The organism is Erythrobacter sp. JB1-15, assembly GCF_057365035.1.
Genome location: NZ_CP200295.1, coordinates 276,632 through 296,444 on the forward strand (window position 1 = coordinate 276,632; position 19,813 = coordinate 296,444).

Sequence of the window (19,813 nt, forward strand, 5' to 3'; positions counted from 1 at the left end):
AGCTCAGCGCGCCTCCAGCCAGTCAATCACCGTTTGCACGGGTTCAACATCGGCATATTTCAATTGCAAATCGGTAAGATTGGCAAAGTGATAGCTTTCATGCTTGTCCGCGCAGGTCTCAATCGGGACAATCGTGCGGTATCCATAGCTGAGTGCATCCACCGCCGTTGCGCGCACGCATCCGCTGGTGGACCCGCCTGTCACAACCACCGTATCGACTTTGTGAAATGTCAGATAGCTTGCGAGCGGGCTTTCGAAAAAGCTGGATGGCATACGCTTGGTGTATTGGAGGTCGTTTTCATCAACCTCGCAGCGCGGGTCGTATTGATGGCGCTCGCTGTCATATTTGATGTTCTGCAAACTGTCGGGCGTGTCTGTGCGCGTGCCCCATACCCCTGCATCGCCCGCATCGCTTTTATAGGCGACCCGGCTCCAGATTACCGGCATGCCCTTTTCGCGAGCAAGGCGGCTGATCGTGTTGATATATTCGATCTGGCGCGGATCGGTCTCATACGCGGTCTTGAACAGATCGGTGCGGGTGTAGGCCTGCTGCACATCGACATTCACAATCGCGAGTTTTTCGCCAAAGCCGAATTTCTTCCTCGCAGGGTTCGCCATGACGCTTTCAAACAATTCGCGCGCGGTCTTGCCCTCTTCGATCATTTTGGTGCCGACGAGATCAGCCATATATATGCCCTTCGATTCTGCTTTGACGCGGACCATAAACGCCCTTAAGGCCGTGTCGAGTAAAATTTGTCCGGACAACTTTGAGGCTTTCGTGAGCGCACAAATCACCCGTCACATCGTATCGATACCCAGCACAGGCAGGCGCGTCCATTATCGCCGATGCGGTGCAGGCCCGATGCTTTTGATGGTGCATCAAAGCCCGCGTTCCAGCGCTGAATACGAAGCGCTGATGCAGCAATGGTCCGCGCATTTCACGTGCATTGCGCCAGATTCTCCGGGGTTCGGACAAAGTGAAGCCCTGCCGGGCAACCCTGATATCAATGATTTTGCCGATGGATTGATCGAATTTCTAGATGCGCTGGGAGTGGATCGCTGCCCGGCTTATGGTTTTCATTCGGGCGGGATCATTCTGGTGACCGCGTTAAAACGGCATCCGGCCCGTTTCGATAGCCTCGCGATTGGCGGCTATGCGATATGGACCGATGAGGAAATGCGCATCTTTGGGGAGAAATATCTGCCCGAATTTCACCCTTCGGATTATGGCGAACACCTCACCTGGCTGTGGAACCGGATGCTGGAGCAAAGCTGGGTTTTCCCATGGTTCGACACGCGCGAGGAAGCGCGATTGTCTGTCGCGCATGCCGATATTGCGCGGGTCAATCAGGCGGTTTCTGAAATGCTCGATGCGGGCAATGATTACCGCGCGGGATACGGCGCAGTGCTGCGCGCGCCGCGCGATATTCCCGGAACCGGCGAGCAGTCGCCGCCGTGCCTGATCACGGCTTATGATGGCGATCCTTTGCAGGAACACATTGACAGGCTTGGCGATATGCCTGCCGGGTGGAGCGCGAAGAAGGTGGCAACGCCTGCCGATCACTGGTCTGAGAGCCTCGCCTTTCTCCAATCGCATCCCGCCTCTGCTTCGGCAGATGGGCTGAACGGCAATGCAGATGAAGGCTGGCTGGCGCTGGATACAGGGTTGATCCATTGGAAAGGGACGCGCGGCGGCACTCTGGTGCTGCACGGGCCTGCCGGCGAAATGGCCGAGCCTGAAGCGGGCGCGCTCGCGATTGATGTGCCCGGCCACGGCCAGTCCGATCCCGCCGCCGATATAGGTGCGGCCATCCAGGCTGCGGCAGATGCTTTGAATGCAAGCGAGATTGTTTGGCCCGAAATCCCCGCAGGCGATCCCGATCAGCTTTACCCTGATCTTAGCCCGGACCGGTTTGGCCAGCACCTGCAACGCAGCTGGGCCATAGCGCGGGCAGAGGCATTTTTGCCCCGTGGTACGAAGCGAGCGCCTCCAATGCGATCCCGCTCGAACCCAGCGCCCTGGCGCTCAACACCTTACAACAGCGCGCCACCGCCCGTATAAGAGCGGGAGCCGAAGCGCGCCGCTGGCACGAATATTTGCAGACCAAGAAGGAAAGCTGACGATGACAACCTATGCCGAATTTGCCGCCAATATGCCGCTGCTCGCTCGCCATGAAGGCGTATGGGACGGCACCTACACCTATTTCAACGCGCAGGACGAAAAGATAGATCAGCACGCCAGCCGCCTGATGTGCCGCATGACGGGCAAGGATGACATTCCCTATCACCAAACCAATTTCTACACCTGGCCGGACGGCAAAACAGAAACGCGCGATTTTCCCGCCACCTACCGCGATGGGCGCATCTGGTGGGACAATGACCTGATCCAGGGATGGGCATCCGAAGTGGCGCTGGATGAATATAACCGCACAATGATGCTTTACTGGCAGCGCACAGGCGATCCCTCGCTTTACCTCTATGAGCAAATCCAGATATCCGATGACGGTCAGAACCGCTGCCGCACATGGCACTGGATCCGCGATGGAATGCTTGAAACACGCACTGCCATTCAGGAGACATTTGTGACCAAGGATTGGCGCGCGATTGATGCTGAAATGAAAGCCAGCGCCTGAACGAATAGGCCAACCAAGGGACTTATGGCAAAGACACTGCTGGATAAAATCTGGGATGGGCACACGGTCAATCACGCCGAAGGTGGCTCATCCCTGATTGCGATTGACCGGGTGTTTCTGCACGAACGCACGGGCGCAGCGGCGCTGAAACGCATGGCTGAAATGGGCCGCAAAGTGCTCGATCCGGCGCGCGTTTTTGCGGTGATGGATCACATTGTCGACACGCGCATTGGGCGCGGCGATCATACGCTGATGCCGGGGGGCAGCGGATTTATCACCGAAACCCGCGCCGCCTGCAAAGCGGCCGGTATCCGATTGTTCGATGTGAACGACCGGGATCAGGGCATCGTCCATATCATCAGCGGCGAACAAGGCGTGGTGCTGCCCGGCCTCACGCTGGTCGCGCCTGACAGCCACACTTGCACACAAGGCGCGTTTGGCGCGCTCGCTTGGGGCATTGGATCATCCGAAGCCGAACACGCGATGGTCACGGGCACGTTGCGGTTGGAAAAACCCAAGACGATGCAGGCCCGTTTCGAAGGCGAGCTCGCATTCGGAGTGACGGCAAAGGATATGATCCTAACTCTGATCGCGCAGCACGGCGCAGGCGGCGGGGCGGGCCATGTGGTCGAATTTGCCGGCGATGCTGTCAAAGCGCTGGCGATGGAAGCGCGCATGACCCTTTGCAATATGGCGACCGAGTTCAGCGCGATGACAGGCATTATCGCGCCGGATGAAAAGACATTCGAATATCTGGCGGGCCGCCCTTTTGCGCCCGGTGATTTTGCTGATCCTTATTGGGCAGGCCTTTCCAGCGATGACGGCGCGGCATTCGATGCTGAGATCGTGATTGATGCATCGGCAATCGCGCCCATGGTCAGCTGGGGCACCAGCCCTGAACAGACCATCCCCATCGGCGATCCAGTGCCGCAGGGGCCAGCGCGCTCGCATGAATATATGGGGCTTGCGCCGGGCGATGGATTGGCAGGCACACCGCTTGATGCGGCATTCATCGGGTCGTGCACCAACAGCCGCATTTCCGATTTGCGCCGCGCAGCCGCCATCCTTGAAGGCCGCCGGATTGCCCCTTCGATCAAGAAAGCTCTGGTCGTGCCGGGATCGCTGGCGGTCAAACGGCAGGCAGAGGAAGAAGGGCTCGACACCATTTTTACCGCTGCCGGATTTGAATGGCGCATGAGCGGGTGCAGCTTGTGCTTTTATGCAGGCGGCGAAGGTTTTCCCGAAGGTTCGCGGACCATATCAAGCACCAATCGCAATTTCGAAGGGCGCCAGGGCCCCGGCATCCGCACGCATATCGCGTCGCCCGAAACCGTCGCGGCAAGCGCGCTGGCAGGCGCGATTGCTGACCCGCGGGAATATGCCAAATGAGCGCCTTCCCACAGCCCTTCACCGCTCTTGCTGCACCCTTGATGCGCGACAATGTCGACACCGACACGATCATTCCCAGCCGCGAAATGCGCACCACCGGGCGCGATGGATTGGCCGATGGGATGTTTGCGCCGTGGCGGTACACCAATGCCGATGCGCGCAGCGAAAACCCGGACTTCGTCCTCAACCAGCCTGCCCACAGGGGCGCACAATTGCTGCTGGCGGGCGCCAATTTCGGCTGCGGGTCCAGCCGCGAACACGCCGTATGGGCTTTGGCCGAATACGGCATCCGCGCGATAATCGCGGAAAGCTTCGCCCCGATCTTTTACGGCAATTGCGTGCGCAACTTTATCCTGCCTGTCACTTTACCGCGTGATGTGATTGAAAACCTTGCCAATTGCGAAGTAACAATCGACCTCGCCGCGCAGCAAGTGACGTGCGCGAACGCCGTCCATTCTTTCGACATTGATGCCGAAGCCAAGCAGATGCTGGGCGAAGGTCTTGATGCGATTGACCTCACTCTCACTCAGGCGGACGCTATCGAAACATGGCTGAGCGCGGACAGACCCGCGCGGCCATGGGTGTATCTGGAGAAGACATAAATGACCGATATCCTCATATCCGAAGTGGGCCCGCGCGATGGCCTGCAAAGCATTGACCGGGTGATGCCGCTTGATGCCAAAAAGCGCTGGATCGCAGCCGAAGCCGCTGCCGGAGTGAAAGAGATCGAAGTGGGCAGTTTTGTCCCTGCTAAGCTGTTGCCGCAAATGGCGGACACAGCGGAGCTGGTCGCGTTTGCTAAAACCATCGAGGGGCTGAATGTGGTGACCTTGGTGCCCAATGCCAAAGGCGCTGAGTTCGCTGCGAAAGCGGGCGTGGATGGGATGAGCATCCCTTTCTCGATGAGCGAGACGCATTCGGTCAAGAATGTGCGCAAGGATCACCCCGCCATGCTTGCAGAAATCGCCGCTGCCGCGTCAATCGCCAAGGATCATGGCATCCACTTTGCCGTCGGGCTTTCCACCGCATTCGGCTGCACCATGGAAGGCGCGGTCGCAGACGATCAGGTGGTGCGTCTGGCAGAAAAAGCCGCCGAGGCAGGCGCAATGGAATTCAGCCTGTCGGACACAACAGGCTATGCTGACCCTGCGCAAGTGCGCCGATTGACGCGCAAGGTGAAGCAGGCGGTGGGCGATGACATGCTCACCACTTTGCACCTGCACAACACGCGCGGGCTCGGCCTTGCGAATGTGGTTGCGGGGCTGGAGGAAGGGATCACCACCTTTGATGCCTCGCTGGGCGGGCTTGGCGGGTGCCCGTTTGCGCCGGGGGCAAGCGGCAATCTGGTGACAGAGGATCTGGTGCTGATGCTCAATGCGATGGGCTGCAAGACGGGCATTGACCTTGATGCCCTATTGAAAGTGCGCGCCATCATCGAAGACGCGCTGCCGGGCGAGCCGATGTACGGATTTACGCCCGATGCTGGCCCCATGAAAGATTACGCACAAAGGATCGCAGCATGAGCGAGAGCGCCACTCAAACTGCCACTCCCCAGCCGCTTGCCGGGATCAAGGTTGTTGAATTCACCCATATGGTCATGGGGCCAACCGTGGGCCACATTCTCGCAGGACTTGGCGCGGAAATTGTCCGGGTGGAGCCCATTGGCGGAGACCGAACGCGCCGCTTGCTCGGTTCCGGATCAGGCTATTTCCCGATGTACAACAGAGGCAAGCAATCGATTTGCCTTAACCTCAAATCGGCAGAAGGTTTAAGCGTTGCCAAAGACTTAATCGCCAAAGCTGATGTGCTGGTTGAGAACTTTCGCCCCGGCGCGCTTGATCGGCTGGGCCTGAGTTATGAGGAATGCGCAAAGAGCAATGAACGCCTCATCTACACCAGCGAAAAAGGCTTTCTGCCCGGCCCTTACGAAAACCGCACCGCTCTGGACGAGGTCGCGCAGATGATGGGGGGCTTGCCTATATGACCGGCCACCCGGGCAAACCCACGCGCGCAGGCGCAAGCGTTATTGATGTGACCGGCGGCATGTTCGGCGTGATCGGCATTTTGGCCGCATTGGAACAGCGCCACCGCACCGGGCGCGGCCAGAAAGTCACCGCCAGCCTGTTTGAAACCACCATCTACCTCGTGGGCCAGCACATGGCGCAATATGCCGTCACCGGATCGCCCGCTGCCCCCATGCCCGCGCGCGTGTCTGCCTGGGCGGTCTATGATGTGTTCGAAACCAAAGACGAACCCGTCTTTATCGGCGTTGTCACCGATGCCTTGTGGGAGAAGTTCTGCAAGCTGTTCGCTCTCGATGATCTTTGGGCGAACGAGGACTGGCGCGAAAACAATGCCCGCGTGATGGCGCGCGATCAGATCATCCCGCAAATCCGCGCGCTGATCGGCACGATGACAGCCGCTGAAGTGATTGCGAAACTGGACGGTTCCGGCCTGCCTTTCGCCCCAATCGGCAAGCCAGAGGATATGTTTGACGATCCGCATTTGGCGCAAGGCGGGCTTGAGGATGTGACGCTGGATAACGGCACGCAGGTGCGCCTGCCCACCATTCCGCTGGAAATGGATGGCAAGCGGATTGGCTCTGCCCAGTCACTGCCCAAGCCGGGCGAGGATGCCCGCGCTGTGCTGAAGGCGCTGGGTTATGACGCGGGCAAAATTGCTGCACTTCTGGATGCAGGCGCTGTGGGGCAGGCGGGCGAATAGGGCTAGAAAAGCACTACCAGCCGACCGCCCGTCTCAATCCGCCCGTGTCACCCCGCCCGCCTTAACCCGCGCCGCCTTCGATCCGGCGCACCTGTTCCAGATATTTGCGCCGCGTCATGGGCATCATCGCCAGCGGGATAATCGCAAAGATAATCGGCACACAGGCCACCGCCAGGCGCAATTCGTCTTCACCAAAGACCTGGCTGGAAAGCTCGCCCACCACAATCGGCCCCAGCGATCCAAACAGACTGATCGCAAAGTAATACAATGCCACAATCTGCCCGCGCACCTGCGCAGGGGTGATGACCAGCAAAGCCGTCACGCCGATGGCAGACACAATGCCAATTCCGATCGTGTTGATGCACAGCACCGCAAAGGCCGACCACGCATCAGGCATAAACATGGGCAGCGCAGCGGTCGGCACCATGATGAAAAACCCGATATACATCATCCGCAAAGCCGCATCGGGCACGCCCTTTGCTGTCCAGCGGTCTGATATGGTGCCCATCAACATCATGTTGAGCGGGCCGATAATCAGCAAAGCTGTGCCATTGACATAGGCATAGGTCTGCGGGGACCAGCCCCATGTCCGCTCAAAGACGGGGGCGAGAAACCCTTGCGAATAGGCAATCGCTGTCATGCAGCACACCACCATGACAAAGCCAAAATAGAGCGCGAAATTGTCGAGGATATATCTCGCCGCATCGCCAATGCCATTGCCGCCAATCACCTCTTCGCTGGCCGGTGCGGGGCGGCGCACGGGTTCTTTGATAAAGAGAAACAAAGCGGCGAAAAACAGTCCCGGCAAGCCCACGACGATCAGCGTAAAGCGCCATGGCTCCACTTCGCCAAACAGCGGCAGCGTTTGATTGCCGCTCGCCGCGGTCCACGCAATGATTGCGCCGGAAAGCAGGGACGCGAGCCCTGCACCAATGGGCAAAGCGCTGGAATAAAAGGCAATCGGCTTGCCGCGTTTTTCGGGCGGGAAACTGTCACCGATCATCGAGAATGTCGCAGGGCTAAGCGTTGCCTCACCCACGCCCACACCCATGCGCGCGGTGAACAGCTGGACGAAATTCTTGGCCATGCCCGTTGCCACCGTGGCCGCTGACCACAAGGCCATGCCAATCGCGACAATCCATGTGCGCCGCCCGCGATCAATCAGCCAGCCCATGAAAATGCCGACAAAACCATACACCCAGGTGAAGGCTGAAAGCAGCCAGCCAATCGCGCGGTCCGACAAGCCAAATTCGGCCTTTATCGGCTCAATCAGCAGGCCCAGAATATACCGGTCAATAAAGCTGAAAATATACGCCATCGTCAGCAAAAGGACGAGTAGCCAGCCTGCCACTGCGCTTGGGTATGGTTTCTCCGCCGCAGCTGGGGCCGATGCCGGAGAAGGTGCCGAGCTTGAGCCCGCACCCGCGCTCATGCGTCTGTTTCCGGGAAATTGTAGATCACCACCAGATTGTCATCAAAATCGGCAATACCAATTTCGCGCCCCACTCTGCCATCAGGGGTTTTCAGCACTTCTTCGTCATAAACGGTAAGCCCCAAGCCCCGCGCGCCTGCCATCACGGCGTCGGGATCCTGCGTCTCCAGCACAATCGCGCTGCGACGCGGATGGGGGACAGGTTCAAGCGGAATGCCTGTCACCTCTGTCAGCGCCATAACGCGGCGCTGACCGGGCAGGTTCAGCGTGACAAAGCCCAGCTTAGCCTCGTCAGGAATATCGAAGACGGGGCGCGAATAACTGTCCGGGTTGTCGCCCAGGCGGTATTCAACTTCAAATTGCAGCACCCCTTCGTAAAAGGTCAGCGCACGGTCCAGATCCGCCACTGTGAAATTGGCGCGTTGAAAACGGACAGGCGGTTTATCGGTCATAACCATTCCTCTGGTTCGCCGCGAACAGAGCAGCATTGAACGCCGACATTGGCGCCGAAATACAAATTGGCGAGCGCGCGCGGCATTCTTTCAAAGCCGTCTTCGATGTCCTGCACGGGCTTCAATCGGCCATCGGTGATCCAGCCGGACAATTCGTCCATCACCTCGGCCCAGCGGTCGATGTGATTGTAGACGAAGAAACCGCGCATTACGCTGTCGGTCGCGCGCAGGCGGGTGTAATTGGACAATTTGAACGGATCATCGCGGGTGTATTCGCTGATCGATCCGCATAGCACGATGCGCGCATTCATGCGCAGACGTTCGAGGCACGCCTCCAGCGTTTCCCCGCCAACATTGTCGAAATACAGATCAATCCCGTCGGGGCGCAATTCATCGAGCATCGCTTCGATATCATCAGACTTGTAATCAATCGCCGATGCGCATCCGTGTTCGCGGATAAAGGCGCATTTGTCCGCCCCTCCCGCCATGCCTACGACATCGCAGCCCACAATGTTTGCAGCAATCTGGCTGACCATCGATCCGACCCCGCCAGCCGCGCCCGAAAGCACCATCCGGTCGCCTTCCTTTGGATCACCGCATGCAAACAGTCCGGCATGGGCGGACAGCCCCGTCATCCCCAAAACCCCTGCGCCCAATGCTGCGGGCAGGCCGTTTTTGGGCATGCGGTAAAACTTTTCCATCGGCGTCATGCGGCTGACCTTGTATGTCTGCCAGCCCATCTGCCCTTGCACCATTTCCCCTTCGCGCCAGTCGGGGTGGCGCGATTTGACGATCTGGGCAACGCCGCGTCCGTGGATCACATCGCCCGGCGTCAAAGTCGCATCGCCCGTGCGCGCAGTGCCCTGCATGTAGAACCGCATAACAGGCGCAAGGCCCAGATAATGGGTGCGCAGCAGAACCTCGCCGTCGCCCGGTTCGGGCACGGCCTGCGAATGCCAGGCAAAATCTTGCGGAACCACATTGCCATCGGGCCTTTGCGCGATGCGCCATTGGTAATTGGCGTCATCGTCAATGCCGTGACTGTCATTCGCATCGAATGCGGCCAAAGAGCTGCTAACGCTCATCAATCGCGGATCCGAACGACCTCGTTCACTTCGAAGAAATTGCCGTCCAAGTCCCAGAAGCTTGCGCCGACCATATCTTTTTGCCGGCCATCTGCGCCTGTGACTGTCCATTCCAGCGGCTCTGCATGAATGCGCGATCCGGCCGCCCGCGCGCGTTCAACCGCAGCCTGCGTGTCTTTGGACGCGATCACGAATATCGGTGTTCCAAACGGGATTTCGGTGGGAAGCTGCGCCGGGATATCACCGCGCACCGGGTCCACCCATTGCAACAGCCCGATCATGCCGATCTCGTCATGTTCGGCCTGCATAATAACCAGCCGGGTCAAATCGCCCTTTTTGCCTGCCGCGAGCTGATTGCCGGACAGAGTGAACGGCGTGTCCATCCACCGGCGCATACCCAGCACATTTTCGTACCACTGCGCGGCGGCTTCGGCATCGCGCACCATCACGGTGGTGCGTTTGATCACATCGGTCATGCCAGTGCCTGCGCAATGCTGGGCGCTTCGATAAGCAGCACCTGACAATCCGCGATCCCTTCGCGCAGCTTTTTGGCCTCGCCATATTCTGCACTGTTCCAGAAAGCCTTGGCCGCATCTTTGTCGGGCCATTCTGAAATGACCATGGATGCGCCATTGCCAAAGTCCCCTTCGAGCAATTCTGCCCCCGGTCCGCGCAGCACGTATCGCCCGCCAAATTTCGCGACCAATTCGCCAGCTTTCGCTCCATAGCCCTGGATAAAGGCATCGCGGTCAGCGATTTTGGCGGTTACGATCATATAGGCTGGCATTGGTATTCCTTTGAAACTAGGGTTGGTTGCGCTGCAAAAGCACGCGCGCCTCATACGCGCAAAGGTGCGAGCGGCAGCGATTGAGCAAGATGTATTCGCCGGGTTTGGAGCCCCAGACAGGGTTCATTTCGGCATCAAAGCCGCGTTCTGATGTGCCGTGGACTGATCCGCGATAAAACCCATCTGCACCAATGCGGATTGTGGTTTGGCGGCGTTTTGAAAACAGTGAGCATGTTTCAGGATCAACCCGGCCTTGCCAAATGCCCGCATCACTCCTCGTCCAAACCTGCTCACACCCCTCGCCCAGAACCGGCTGCATATCGGCCATGCCAAGCCCGCTCAGGATTTCGGGGCGTTGCCACGGATCGGCGAATTTGGCCGCGTTGGCAGGGGCAAAGCTGCGCTGAACAACGCTTTGTCCATCGGCGGAAAGGGTCAGCTGATGAAAGCGCTGGCGGTAAAGCTTTTGCGTCTCGCCCGTATTGAGCTGGCTGTAAAACCACACGCCATCTGCGCCATCGACCCGCACGGCGATCCGGCGATCTATGATCGTTTGATCGAGGTTATCCGGCGCGGTGGCGTAATGGCCGATCATAAACGCGGCAAGTTCGCCCACCACATCCTTTGCCCCGGCAGCTTTGCTATTGGACTGCGCACTGGCTGAAAGGGCCGTCAAAGCCAGCACGCCCGCGAAGGACAAGACCAGAGCGCGCTTTATCACCGCCCGTTCTTCCAGCGGGTCTTTTCGCGCAGATACCGGCCAGCATCCTTGGTGTCCGTCGGCTGATAATCAGCCAGCAGATTGGGGCCATAAGGGCTGCGATATTGTTCGAAGATCGGCATCACCAGCTCGCTGTGCACAATCGGTTGCCGGTGGCGCGCGCGGAAACTGGCGATGGGAATGCGGCCATAGACCAGCGTTTCGAAATCGGTTTCAGACCGTTCAATAAATTCGCCATCCGGCCCGACGATCCCGGCATAACCGGGATTGGAATCGGCAAGGTAATACTTGTTTTCAGGCGAGGCGGAATTGTTCGCGATCGTCGAATAAACGCGGTTGTACATGGAGGTCGCGCGGATATCCAACTCGTTGTAATTACCCGTCGCCGTGCGCAGCATAATCTCTGCGCCTTTCATCGCAAAAGCGCGGAACAATTCAGGCTCCAATTGCGATGAACTGGTGATCAGATTGCCCAATGGCGTGCGCACAACAGGCAGCACCGCATCCCAGCCATAACGCTCAACATATTCATCGAGCACATCGTAAATGGTGGTGGTGAACAGCTCGCGCCCGCCGGGGAAAAACCCTTTCAGATTGCGCGCTTTCCAGTCCTTGGCGACAATCTCGCCCTTGTCGTTCATCACCGTCGTGATCGACAAAAGGCGTTCGGGCCATTCGGGATCGCGGACATAGGAGCCAAACACCAGCCAGCTGCCATATTCGCGCGCTTTGGCGGCCAGCATTTCGCTTTCTTCGCCCGGCAGTTCAATCGCGATTTTGCGCGCGTCGTTCAAATCCCAGACATGGCGATATCCGGTGATCGGAAATTCATGAAAGCAGATGAGGTCTTTTGCCCCTGAAAACCCGTTTGCGGTGTCGATCACATCGCACATATGCTGCACATTGGCGCGGCGCGTCTGCCGGATATTGCCAAGCTCTACCGGGACGACGCGGGTTTGAGCGACCGCGATGGAAATCGTGTCTTTCTTTAAGGGGACGGTCGCATAAGTCCCGTCAGAGCGCATCTGCACCGGATCGCCCGGATTTCCCGTCGCGGCTGCTGCGGGCGCCGCAAAAGCGGTCCAATCAAATGTCGCCGCTGCTGCAGCACCAGCGCCCGCACCCAGCAAAGCACGCCGATCAATTCCGCGGCTCACGAATGCGGCCCGGTAAAAGTGTGCTTATCGCTTTTCAAATCGCGCATGTTCCCTCCCCTTAATCGCATCCAAATTTATTCGCGCGCCAGCTTCTCCACGATCTCCATGATCGGCGGGTCTTGCGCTTCCATCGCTTCGACCTGTTGCTGGAACCCGCGCATGATGCGCGACACGTAAGCCCGCGTGGATAGTCCGCGTTCCTCGCCCGCCTGCCTGTCAGGGGCATAGTTTTCGATATCCTCGCGGCTGATCGTACCTTTTGTATCGAGCAGGCGTTCCACCGTATCTTGCCGGTCACGCAAAGCAGACACTTCTGCTGCCAGCGCAAAGACAGTGGAATACAGCCGGTCCAGCGCGGGATCCTCGAAATATTCGGGACGTTTGCCTTTGGCTCTGCGGCCGGAAAGGGCGACCCAATCTATCGGATCGCTCATGCTGCCACCGCCTGAGTTTCGGGTTTCCATGCGCCATAGGCGTTCCAGATGGCCGCGCGGCCAAAATCCTCTTCGCCGTCATCGGGCGATGGCGGGAAAATCTCCGGATCGACCACCGCGCGCACGCCTGCGACAAATTGCGCATCACGCGGGAAACCAGCGCCTGCCATCACCTCTTTCAAATCCTGGCCGTGCATGGCAGACCAGAACGGTTCGTTGTTGTTGAACGCATCCCAGTCGCGCATAAATTGTTCAAACAAAGGCATTTCATCTGAATATTGCGGCTGTTCAATATGCAGGATCAGCCCGCCTGGCACCAGCACACGGTGCGCCTCGCCGAGCAGTTTGGGCATGGCCTGCGATGACAATTCGTGCAGGAACATTGTGGTTTGCACCCAGTCAAACGATCCATCATCAAAGCGCGACAAATCCTCGCCCGATGCCTGGATAAACTTGATGTTTGTCACGCCCATGGATGCGGCGCGCGCAGCGGCATATCGCAATGTGGCGGCCGCTGTATCAATCGCGATCACTTCTGCATCGGGAAAAGCCTGGGCGATGGGCACAGCGTTGTGGCCAACCGTGCAGCCGATATCCAGAATACGCTTGGGCTGCCAATTGGGCCGTTCTTTCTTTGCCCATTCCACCACGGCCTGACCGCCGCCATCGTTCAATCCGCCCAGCGCACCGCCGACCGTTGCAAACAGGCCAATATCGTAATTCGCGCCCATGGTGACATCACCTGCACGCTCTTCGGAATGGTATCCGCCGGGCTGGCAATGGATATCAACCGCAGTTTGGTAATGCGGCTGCTGAACAGTGGGATCGAGTTCAAGCAGGCCGGATTTCTCATTATATTCCGATGCCTTGGCGTCCAGCTCATCAAGCTGGCGCAGCACCGCTTGCCGCCCGAAATGCTGGCGCATCTCCATCGAATTGCGTTTCAGCGCAGACCAGATCCGGTGCCAATCATTCAGGTTCATCCCATCGCGGATTTCATAGCGATGCTCCGGATCGCGCCCATGCTGGGCGCGAAATTTGGGCAAGACCTGCTTTTCATAAGCCAGCTTGTTCCCAGTGCCGACAGAGCCAGACAGAAAGCGGTTGAAATGCGTTAGGAAATTAAACCGAGCTGCCTCATCATGGCTCGTTTTCGGCATCATCGGATGCCGGGTCAAAGCGGTGTAAGGAGGGGGAAGATCGGATGCCATGATTTTGCTTTCAAAAGTTGTCCGGACAAATTTGCCCATGCGAGAGTATGATGTCAATCGCAAAGGCGCATTGTAAAGCGAGAATTGTGCAGCAAACCTTGCGCCTCTCTCCCATTAAACGCACGGGAGCGGCAAAATGATCCAGCGCTTCTGGCTGGGCCTGCCTGTCAGCTTGCCAGTTCCTGCAAAACCACCTGCGCCAAACGCTTGGCTCCTGCATCCAGCACGGCGGTAGGGATTTCGGGCAATTCGATCAGCTTGGCATTGGGGATCGCGGCTGCGGCATCGCGGGTTTGCTCGGTCAACATCGCGGCGGTCGCGATGCAGGTGGCAGGCCGGGTGACCTTCGCAAAGGCAGCCATGCAATCATATTCGAACGAGGCACGAAAGGCGGCATTGCGCCCCTCGCCCGAGGAAATCATATCGACAAAGTTTTCAAACGCGCGCGGCAGCTCAATCAGGCCGACACGCCGAGCGACATTGAAATGCCATGCAGGCTCCAGCATGTCTGCATCGCTGCTGAGCGGGAAGATCCGCGGCTTTGCTTCAAATTCCGCCCGGCGCTGCTGCGCATCGAAAAACGGCACGTCGATCAGCATCAATTGGTCAACCCTATCGGTATGCGAAATCGCCATATCAGCGGCAACAATAGTGCCTGTATGAAAGCCCAGCAGGCGCACGCCAAGACCCGGCGCAAACGCATCGGCAATCGCGGCAGCCGCGTTCGACAAATCCGCCATGACAAGATCGCGCGGGACCGCGCTTGACCCGCCAAAGCCGGGATAATCAAGCGCGATCACGTGATGATCTGCGGCGAGCAGCGGGCCTAGAGTGTTGTAGGCAAGGCTGGAAAAGGGAGCAGGAGGCAAACAGATAAGCGGCGGTTTTCCGGCATGGTCCAGCCCCCACCTGCGCACATGCAATTGCCCATATTCCCAATCCACATAATCGCAGCGCATCGTGATTGTCCCTCGCTCTGATCACGGTCCGCTGGCGGTATCCCGCAGCAAAATCGCGCGCTCTATGGTCGCTCAATATCCTTAGGTTCGTCAATATCGGCAAGCCATTCCGGCGGGCACTGCGCCGTATGCGCATCCTTTAACAGCGCCCTTGCCCCCTATCGCCTTGCAACTGAGCCAAGGCGCCAAAATGCCCCCGTCCAAAACAGGCAGGCGGCATGTTGGTGACGCCATCGCTGGAGGCGACGACGCCGTTTTCGCCAAGGGTTCGCGCGGTTTCGGCCAAGCGTTCGAAATGCGCGGCGGGGACATACGGCATATCGGCAAGCGCGATCAGCAGGCATTCTGCGCCGTGTTCCATGGCAAGCGAAGCGGCGAGCGCGGCTGATGTGCCCATGCCGCGCACTGCATCTGGATTGACGGCAATCTCAAATCCCGCCGCGCGCCATATCTGCTCGCATGGATGCCCCTTGCCCGGTGCAATGATCCATTTATGCGCCGCCTCAATGCCTGCCAGTTTCTGCGCCGCGTGCACGCCCAGCATTGTGCCGTTAATGGGCGCGGTAAGCTTGTCCTTGTCGCCAAATCGCCGCGATTGGCCCGCCGCCAATATCGCAATGGCCAGTTTGGCAGGCTCAGCCATGATCGCTGCCAAAATCGGCGCGCTGATAGGCAAGCATGATCTCGCTTAGGGCAGACAGCGCCAATGTTTGCGGATCGCGCGAGGAATGGAACAGGCCAAGAGGTGCGTGGATGGTGTCAATCTGGCTTTGATTAACGCCCGCTTGGATAAGCGCGCTCTGGCGAAATTCATGCGCTTTGCGCCCGCCCATCGCGCCGATATAGAAATGGGGCAGCGCAAGCGCGGCCTTTACCAGATCAATCTCCCAATCGTGATCGTGAAACAGAAAAGTGATCGCCGTCCACGGATCGCTGGTGAGCAAATGCGTGTCGGTGGTTCGCTTCAGAGGCCGCGCGGTAATGGATTGGCGGGTCAAAGCGCGCTCAATCCTATCATCAGGCGTGAGCACCTCGACATCGCATTGCATCGACCGGGAGAGCGCAGCCAGTGCCTCTACCCCTGCCCCATGCCCGACAATCAGCAAGCGCAATGCGGGCCAATGACCAAATGTGCCCGTACCCGTGCGCTTCGTGTGATCGAAAGCAGGCGCGGAGAACCCTTTGGCAAATTGGGTGCCGTGTGCCGTGATCTCAATCGAAAACGGTTCGCGCCGCATCGCCGCTTCGCATGCAGAGCGGACCAAACTATCATCGTTTAAAGGCTGAAAATGCAGATCAAGCCCGCCGCCGCAGGGCAATTTGATATCAAGGTAAGGCGAACCCGCCCCGAACCGCACCATGCGCGGCTCGCCCTGTGTGATCGCAGAGCGCGCTTCGGCGACGACTGCGTTTTCTATGCAGCCTCCTGACAATGATCCTGCAAAACTGCCATCCTCGCTTACGCCCATATGCGTGCCGGGATTGCGCATTGAGGAACCCTCAACCGCGCATACGGTCACCAAAGCGGTGCGTTTGCCGCTGCGCGCTTGTTCAGCAAGAAACTGGAAGACGGCGGGCGTATCCACGATGGCGGCGGCAGAGCCTAATCGGCAAGGCTGGCGAGGTAAGCGATGATCGCCGCGCGCCGCTCAGCATCAGAAACCGCGCCTGCTGCCATGCTCGTGCCCGGGACAGTGCCTGCAGGATCGGCCAGAAACGCATCCAATTGCGCCTCGTCCCAAGTGATGTTTGATTGGGTAAGCGCGTCCGAATACGCAAAATCATCGAGCGATGCCGCGCGTCTGCCCAGCACACCGTATAGATTGGGACCGCTTGCCGATGCTTCGCCTTTGCCCGCTGTGTGACAGGCGGAACACGCGGCAAATGCGGCTTTGCCTGTTGAGACGATATCGGCAGGCGGCTGGACGGCGACGGCAGGTGAGCCGGGTTCGCGCACCACGATCTGTTCAACCGGCGGTTGCTCGGATGATCCGCACCCGCTCAGAAAAAGCGCGCCCAGCGTCAGGCAAGCAATACCTCGCTTCGTCATTTTATCACCCTGCCCGTTCATGCAAATTGCTTGGCAATGGGAAGCTCGCGAATGCGCGTGCCTGCCGCGGCAAAGATCGCATTGGTCAATGCAGGCGCAGCCGGCGGAACTCCCGGCTCCCCCGCCCCGCCAATCGGCACATCGCCGCTATTGATGATCGCAACCTCGATATCGGGGCATTCATTGATGCGCAGCATTTTGTAATCGTGAAAATTGCTCTGCTTGACCGCCCCGCCTGCCAGATCCAGCTCGCCATACATCGCTGCGGTCAGCGCAAAGACGATCCCGCCTTCGATCTGGTTGCGGAACCCATCGGGGTTCATGACATAGCCCGCATCGCACGCCGCCCACACATTGTTGAGCTTGGGCTTGCCTGCTGACATATCAACTTCAATCACTTGGGCCGCAATAGTGCCAAAGGATTCCACAATCGCGATGCCTTTCGCAGTGCCTTCTGCCGCTGGATCACCCCAACCGCTCATCGCCATCGCTTTTTCCAGCACCGCTTTATGCCGGGGCGCATCGCCCAGCATGGCGAGGCGATATTGCGCCGGATCAGCACCCGCTGCATGGGCCGCTTCGTCAATAAAGCTCTCGATAAAAAAGCCGTGCTGCGAATGGTCAACCGATCGCCATGCAGCAAAGGGCAGATACAATTCCGCCTCTGCCACGCGCACCGATGTGTTGGGAATGCTGTAAATGCCCGGAACGCTTGCTTCTGCAGGGTCATGGCGCTGAGTGAAGATATTGTCGTAACTCACCAGTTTGCCCGCCTTATCAAGGCCTGCCTTAAACCGGGAGATATCGGCGGGGCGATACATCGAGGTGCGCGTGTCTTCCTCGCGCGACCAGATCATTTTGATGGGATAGCCAGCCGCCTTGGCGACGCGCACGGCCATGGCGACATATTCGCTTGTCAATCGGCGGCCGAATGCCCCGCCCAGCATGGGGTGATGGATGGTGATGTCATCCTTGCCAAGGCCCACAGCAGAAGCAACTTCGCTGCGCGCCATTAGCGGCACCTGCGTGCTGGTCCAGACATCGCATGCGCCATCGCGAAACCATGCGGTGCAATTGATCGGCTCCATCGGGGCGTGGGCAAGATAAGGCACCCGGTATTCCGCCTCAATCGCGGTGGCCGCATCAGCATAAGCGGAGGCAAAATCGCCTTTGCCAGCGACCTGATCGCCGCCTTCATCCCCCGCTTTATCAAGTGCAGCGGCAAAGGCGGCAAACTGATCTTCGCTCGATTTGATCGCGCTTTCAGATACGCTCCATTCGATATCAATCGCGCCAATCGCCTGTTCGGCCTGCCAATAGCTATCCGCAATGACTGTGACGAAATTGCCCATATTGAGGATTTGCAGAACGCCGGGCATCTTTTTCGCCCGCTCGGCATCCATGCTGACCACATCAGTGCCGGGCGCAGGCGGCCTGCGGATCGCGGCGTAGGATAGGTCCAGCCCTTCGGGCACGGCATCGATCCCGAATTCGGCCGTGCCGTTCACTTTGGCAGGGATATCGGTGCGGGCCATGCTTTTGCCCATTAAACGGTATTGCGATTGGTCCTTAAGCTTGGGCGAATGATCCATCGGCTGCTCAGCAGCGGCGGCGGCAAACTGCGAATAAGGCGCTTTGTTGCCCGATGCTTTGTGGATCAGCATGCTATCGCGCGTTGCAATTTCTTCGGCGGGCACACCCCACGCATCGGCTGCTGCGCCCACCAGCATTTTGCGCGCCGCAGCACCCGCAATGCGCATCTGATACTGGCCGGTTGTGCGGATAGACGACGAACCGCCTGTGATCATCGCATCGGCCAGTTTGCCAATCTGCGTGAACAGGCCGTCCAATGTCGGCTCAAGCCAATCGGCAGCATTCATGGTGGACGGCGCAACAAACAGCCGCGCGGTATCATTCACGACATAATTGCCATCAGCGGGCGCCTGCATGACATTGACCATGCTCCAATCCGCGTCCAGTTCATCGGCAAGCATCTGGCCCAGCACCGAATGCACACCTTGGCCCATCTCGCAGTGCGGAACGATCGCGGTGATGACATTGTCCGCGCCGATTTTCACCCAGCTGTTGACCAGTTCCTCGCCCGCGCCTGCGGCCACCAATGGTTTTAATTTGCCCACCGGATTGCCAGGCCGGATGCCGACACCGATCAGCAATCCGCCACCTGCCAGCACGCCTGCGCCAATAAACCCGCGCCGGGTCCATTTGGCCGCGCGGCTGCGCTGGGGCTTGGTATCGTTTTCAGCTGCGCCCGCGCTCATGCCTCTGCTCCATCTGTGCGGGCAGGCTGGAGACCAGCGGCAACCTTAATCGCGCGGCGGATGCGGGTGTATGTGCCGCAGCGGCAGATATTGCCGGACATCGCCGCGTCGATATCCTCATCGGTGGGGCTGGGATTGTCGCGCAGCAAAGCAGACGCGCTCATGATCTGGCCGGATTGGCAATATCCGCATTGCGGCACTTGCTCGCTGACCCAGGCTTGCTGCAGGTTGCTCAATTCGCCATCTGGCCCGGCAATGCCTTCAATCGTGGTCACTTCGCGCCCTTCGGCCTGCGCGATGGGAGTTGAGCAGCTGCGCACAGGTTTGCCATCAAGATGCACGGTGCACGCGCCGCATTGGGCAATCCCGCATCCAAACTTGGTGCCATTCAGGCCAAGCTGTTCGCGCACGACCCAAAGGATCGGCATTGCCGGATCAGCCTCAGCCTCTACGCGTTCCCCGTTCAACACAAACTTAGCCATCATCACCTCTCAGTTGCA

21 protein-coding genes and 1 pseudogene are annotated in these 19,813 nt (G+C 58.8%); 6 read left to right on the forward strand and 16 right to left on the reverse strand.

What is annotated here, in order from left to right; translation table 11 throughout:
- Positions 1-3 precede the first annotated feature (3 nt).
- On the reverse strand, positions 4-687 hold the full coding sequence (locus AC0V6L_RS01450) for an isochorismatase family protein (RefSeq protein WP_486152466.1): 684 nt from the start codon (positions 685-687) through the stop codon (positions 4-6).
- A 91-nt stretch (positions 688-778) separates the two neighbouring features.
- Here AC0V6L_RS01450 and AC0V6L_RS01455 point away from each other — a divergent pair, with 91 nt between their 5' ends.
- From AC0V6L_RS01455 to AC0V6L_RS01480, 6 genes and pseudogenes are all read left to right on the forward strand, one after another.
- Positions 779-2,062 (forward strand): alpha/beta hydrolase, encoded by a 1,284-nt coding sequence (locus AC0V6L_RS01455; protein WP_486152468.1) that lies wholly within the window; start codon positions 779-781, stop codon positions 2,060-2,062.
- A 61-nt stretch (positions 2,063-2,123) separates the two neighbouring features.
- Positions 2,124-2,633, forward strand: a complete 510-nt coding sequence (locus tag AC0V6L_RS01460) for a DUF3598 domain-containing protein (protein WP_486152470.1) — start codon at positions 2,124-2,126, stop codon at positions 2,631-2,633.
- Between the two features lie 24 nt (positions 2,634-2,657).
- The gene (locus tag AC0V6L_RS01465; RefSeq protein WP_486152472.1) at positions 2,658-4,022 is read left to right on the forward strand and encodes a 3-isopropylmalate dehydratase large subunit; all 1,365 of its coding nucleotides are present in this window, start codon (positions 2,658-2,660) and stop codon (positions 4,020-4,022) included.
- Complete coding sequence (gene leuD, locus AC0V6L_RS01470; protein WP_486152474.1) at positions 4,019-4,624, forward strand: 3-isopropylmalate dehydratase small subunit; 606 nt, start codon at positions 4,019-4,021, stop codon at positions 4,622-4,624. Before AC0V6L_RS01465 ends, leuD begins: the two co-directional genes overlap by 4 nt.
- A complete protein-coding gene (locus tag AC0V6L_RS01475) occupies positions 4,625-5,545 on the forward strand; it encodes a hydroxymethylglutaryl-CoA lyase (RefSeq protein WP_486152476.1) in 921 nt (306 codons plus the stop codon).
- 74 nt (positions 5,546-5,619) lie between these two features.
- Positions 5,620-6,746 (forward strand): annotated as a pseudogene (locus AC0V6L_RS01480) (CaiB/BaiF CoA transferase family protein).
- A gap of 61 nt (positions 6,747-6,807) precedes the next feature.
- On the opposite strand, the gene AC0V6L_RS01485 reads toward AC0V6L_RS01480, so the two are convergent.
- From AC0V6L_RS01485 to AC0V6L_RS01555, 15 genes are all read right to left on the reverse strand, one after another.
- The gene (locus tag AC0V6L_RS01485; protein ID WP_486152478.1) at positions 6,808-8,178 is read right to left on the reverse strand and encodes an MFS transporter; all 1,371 of its coding nucleotides are present in this window, start codon (positions 8,176-8,178) and stop codon (positions 6,808-6,810) included.
- Entirely contained in the window at positions 8,175-8,630 is a 456-nt protein-coding gene (locus tag AC0V6L_RS01490; protein ID WP_486152480.1) for a VOC family protein, read from the reverse strand. Before AC0V6L_RS01490 ends, AC0V6L_RS01485 begins: the two co-directional genes overlap by 4 nt.
- Positions 8,627-9,715 (reverse strand): NADP-dependent oxidoreductase, encoded by a 1,089-nt coding sequence (locus AC0V6L_RS01495; RefSeq protein ID WP_486152482.1) that lies wholly within the window; start codon positions 9,713-9,715, stop codon positions 8,627-8,629. Before AC0V6L_RS01495 ends, AC0V6L_RS01490 begins: the two co-directional genes overlap by 4 nt.
- A complete protein-coding gene (locus AC0V6L_RS01500; RefSeq protein ID WP_486152484.1) occupies positions 9,715-10,191 on the reverse strand; it encodes a VOC family protein in 477 nt (158 codons plus the stop codon). Before AC0V6L_RS01500 ends, AC0V6L_RS01495 begins: the two co-directional genes overlap by 1 nt.
- On the reverse strand, positions 10,188-10,502 hold the full coding sequence (locus tag AC0V6L_RS01505; RefSeq protein ID WP_486147419.1) for a DUF1330 domain-containing protein: 315 nt from the start codon (positions 10,500-10,502) through the stop codon (positions 10,188-10,190). Before AC0V6L_RS01505 ends, AC0V6L_RS01500 begins: the two co-directional genes overlap by 4 nt.
- 16 nt (positions 10,503-10,518) lie before the next feature.
- Entirely contained in the window at positions 10,519-11,223 is a 705-nt protein-coding gene (locus AC0V6L_RS01510) for a chromophore lyase CpcT/CpeT (RefSeq protein ID WP_486152486.1), read from the reverse strand.
- Positions 11,220-12,380, reverse strand: a complete 1,161-nt coding sequence (locus AC0V6L_RS01515; RefSeq protein ID WP_486152488.1) for a nitrilase-related carbon-nitrogen hydrolase — start codon at positions 12,378-12,380, stop codon at positions 11,220-11,222. Before AC0V6L_RS01515 ends, AC0V6L_RS01510 begins: the two co-directional genes overlap by 4 nt.
- 74 nt (positions 12,381-12,454) lie before the next feature.
- On the reverse strand, positions 12,455-12,814 hold the full coding sequence (locus tag AC0V6L_RS01520; protein WP_486152490.1) for a hypothetical protein: 360 nt from the start codon (positions 12,812-12,814) through the stop codon (positions 12,455-12,457).
- Complete coding sequence (locus tag AC0V6L_RS01525; protein ID WP_486152492.1) at positions 12,811-14,025, reverse strand: class I SAM-dependent methyltransferase; 1,215 nt, start codon at positions 14,023-14,025, stop codon at positions 12,811-12,813. Before AC0V6L_RS01525 ends, AC0V6L_RS01520 begins: the two co-directional genes overlap by 4 nt.
- Positions 14,026-14,192: 167 nt before the next feature.
- On the reverse strand, positions 14,193-14,984 hold the full coding sequence (locus AC0V6L_RS01530) for an alpha/beta fold hydrolase (protein ID WP_486152494.1): 792 nt from the start codon (positions 14,982-14,984) through the stop codon (positions 14,193-14,195).
- Between the two features lie 139 nt (positions 14,985-15,123).
- Positions 15,124-15,627, reverse strand: coding sequence for a nucleotidyltransferase family protein (locus AC0V6L_RS01535; protein WP_486152496.1), 504 nt, complete (start codon positions 15,625-15,627; stop codon positions 15,124-15,126).
- Positions 15,620-16,570, reverse strand: coding sequence for an XdhC family protein (locus AC0V6L_RS01540; RefSeq protein WP_486152498.1), 951 nt, complete (start codon positions 16,568-16,570; stop codon positions 15,620-15,622). Before AC0V6L_RS01540 ends, AC0V6L_RS01535 begins: the two co-directional genes overlap by 8 nt.
- Positions 16,571-16,587: 17 nt before the next feature.
- Positions 16,588-17,034 (reverse strand): c-type cytochrome, encoded by a 447-nt coding sequence (locus AC0V6L_RS01545; protein ID WP_486152500.1) that lies wholly within the window; start codon positions 17,032-17,034, stop codon positions 16,588-16,590.
- A 17-nt stretch (positions 17,035-17,051) separates the two neighbouring features.
- Positions 17,052-19,313 (reverse strand): xanthine dehydrogenase family protein molybdopterin-binding subunit, encoded by a 2,262-nt coding sequence (locus AC0V6L_RS01550; protein ID WP_486152502.1) that lies wholly within the window; start codon positions 19,311-19,313, stop codon positions 17,052-17,054.
- Positions 19,310-19,798, reverse strand: coding sequence for a (2Fe-2S)-binding protein (locus AC0V6L_RS01555; RefSeq protein WP_486152504.1), 489 nt, complete (start codon positions 19,796-19,798; stop codon positions 19,310-19,312). Before AC0V6L_RS01555 ends, AC0V6L_RS01550 begins: the two co-directional genes overlap by 4 nt.
- Positions 19,799-19,813 lie beyond the last annotated feature (15 nt).

Excerpts from the sequence above, each read along its gene's own strand:
- AC0V6L_RS01450 (WP_486152466.1), bottom strand. The coding sequence starts at position 687 with ATGGCTGATCTCGTCGGCACCAAAATGATCGAAGAGGGCAAGACCGCG.
- AC0V6L_RS01460 (WP_486152470.1), top strand. The coding sequence starts at position 2,124 with ATGACAACCTATGCCGAATTTGCCGCCAATATGCCGCTGCTCGCTCGC.
- AC0V6L_RS01465 (WP_486152472.1), top strand. The coding sequence starts at position 2,658 with ATGGCAAAGACACTGCTGGATAAAATCTGGGATGGGCACACGGTCAAT.
- leuD (WP_486152474.1), top strand. The coding sequence starts at position 4,019 with ATGAGCGCCTTCCCACAGCCCTTCACCGCTCTTGCTGCACCCTTGATG.
- AC0V6L_RS01475 (WP_486152476.1), top strand. The coding sequence starts at position 4,625 with ATGACCGATATCCTCATATCCGAAGTGGGCCCGCGCGATGGCCTGCAA.
- AC0V6L_RS01485 (WP_486152478.1), bottom strand. The coding sequence starts at position 8,178 with ATGAGCGCGGGTGCGGGCTCAAGCTCGGCACCTTCTCCGGCATCGGCC.
- AC0V6L_RS01490 (WP_486152480.1), bottom strand. The coding sequence starts at position 8,630 with ATGACCGATAAACCGCCTGTCCGTTTTCAACGCGCCAATTTCACAGTG.
- AC0V6L_RS01495 (WP_486152482.1), bottom strand. The coding sequence starts at position 9,715 with ATGAGCGTTAGCAGCTCTTTGGCCGCATTCGATGCGAATGACAGTCAC.
- AC0V6L_RS01500 (WP_486152484.1), bottom strand. The coding sequence starts at position 10,191 with ATGACCGATGTGATCAAACGCACCACCGTGATGGTGCGCGATGCCGAA.
- AC0V6L_RS01505 (WP_486147419.1), bottom strand. The coding sequence starts at position 10,502 with ATGCCAGCCTATATGATCGTAACCGCCAAAATCGCTGACCGCGATGCC.
- AC0V6L_RS01520 (WP_486152490.1), bottom strand. The coding sequence starts at position 12,814 with ATGAGCGATCCGATAGATTGGGTCGCCCTTTCCGGCCGCAGAGCCAAA.
- AC0V6L_RS01525 (WP_486152492.1), bottom strand. The coding sequence starts at position 14,025 with ATGGCATCCGATCTTCCCCCTCCTTACACCGCTTTGACCCGGCATCCG.
- AC0V6L_RS01530 (WP_486152494.1), bottom strand. The coding sequence starts at position 14,984 with ATGCGCTGCGATTATGTGGATTGGGAATATGGGCAATTGCATGTGCGC.
- AC0V6L_RS01535 (WP_486152496.1), bottom strand. The coding sequence starts at position 15,627 with ATGGCTGAGCCTGCCAAACTGGCCATTGCGATATTGGCGGCGGGCCAA.
- AC0V6L_RS01545 (WP_486152500.1), bottom strand. The coding sequence starts at position 17,034 with ATGACGAAGCGAGGTATTGCTTGCCTGACGCTGGGCGCGCTTTTTCTG.
- AC0V6L_RS01550 (WP_486152502.1), bottom strand. The coding sequence starts at position 19,313 with ATGAGCGCGGGCGCAGCTGAAAACGATACCAAGCCCCAGCGCAGCCGC.
- AC0V6L_RS01555 (WP_486152504.1), bottom strand. The coding sequence starts at position 19,798 with ATGATGGCTAAGTTTGTGTTGAACGGGGAACGCGTAGAGGCTGAGGCT.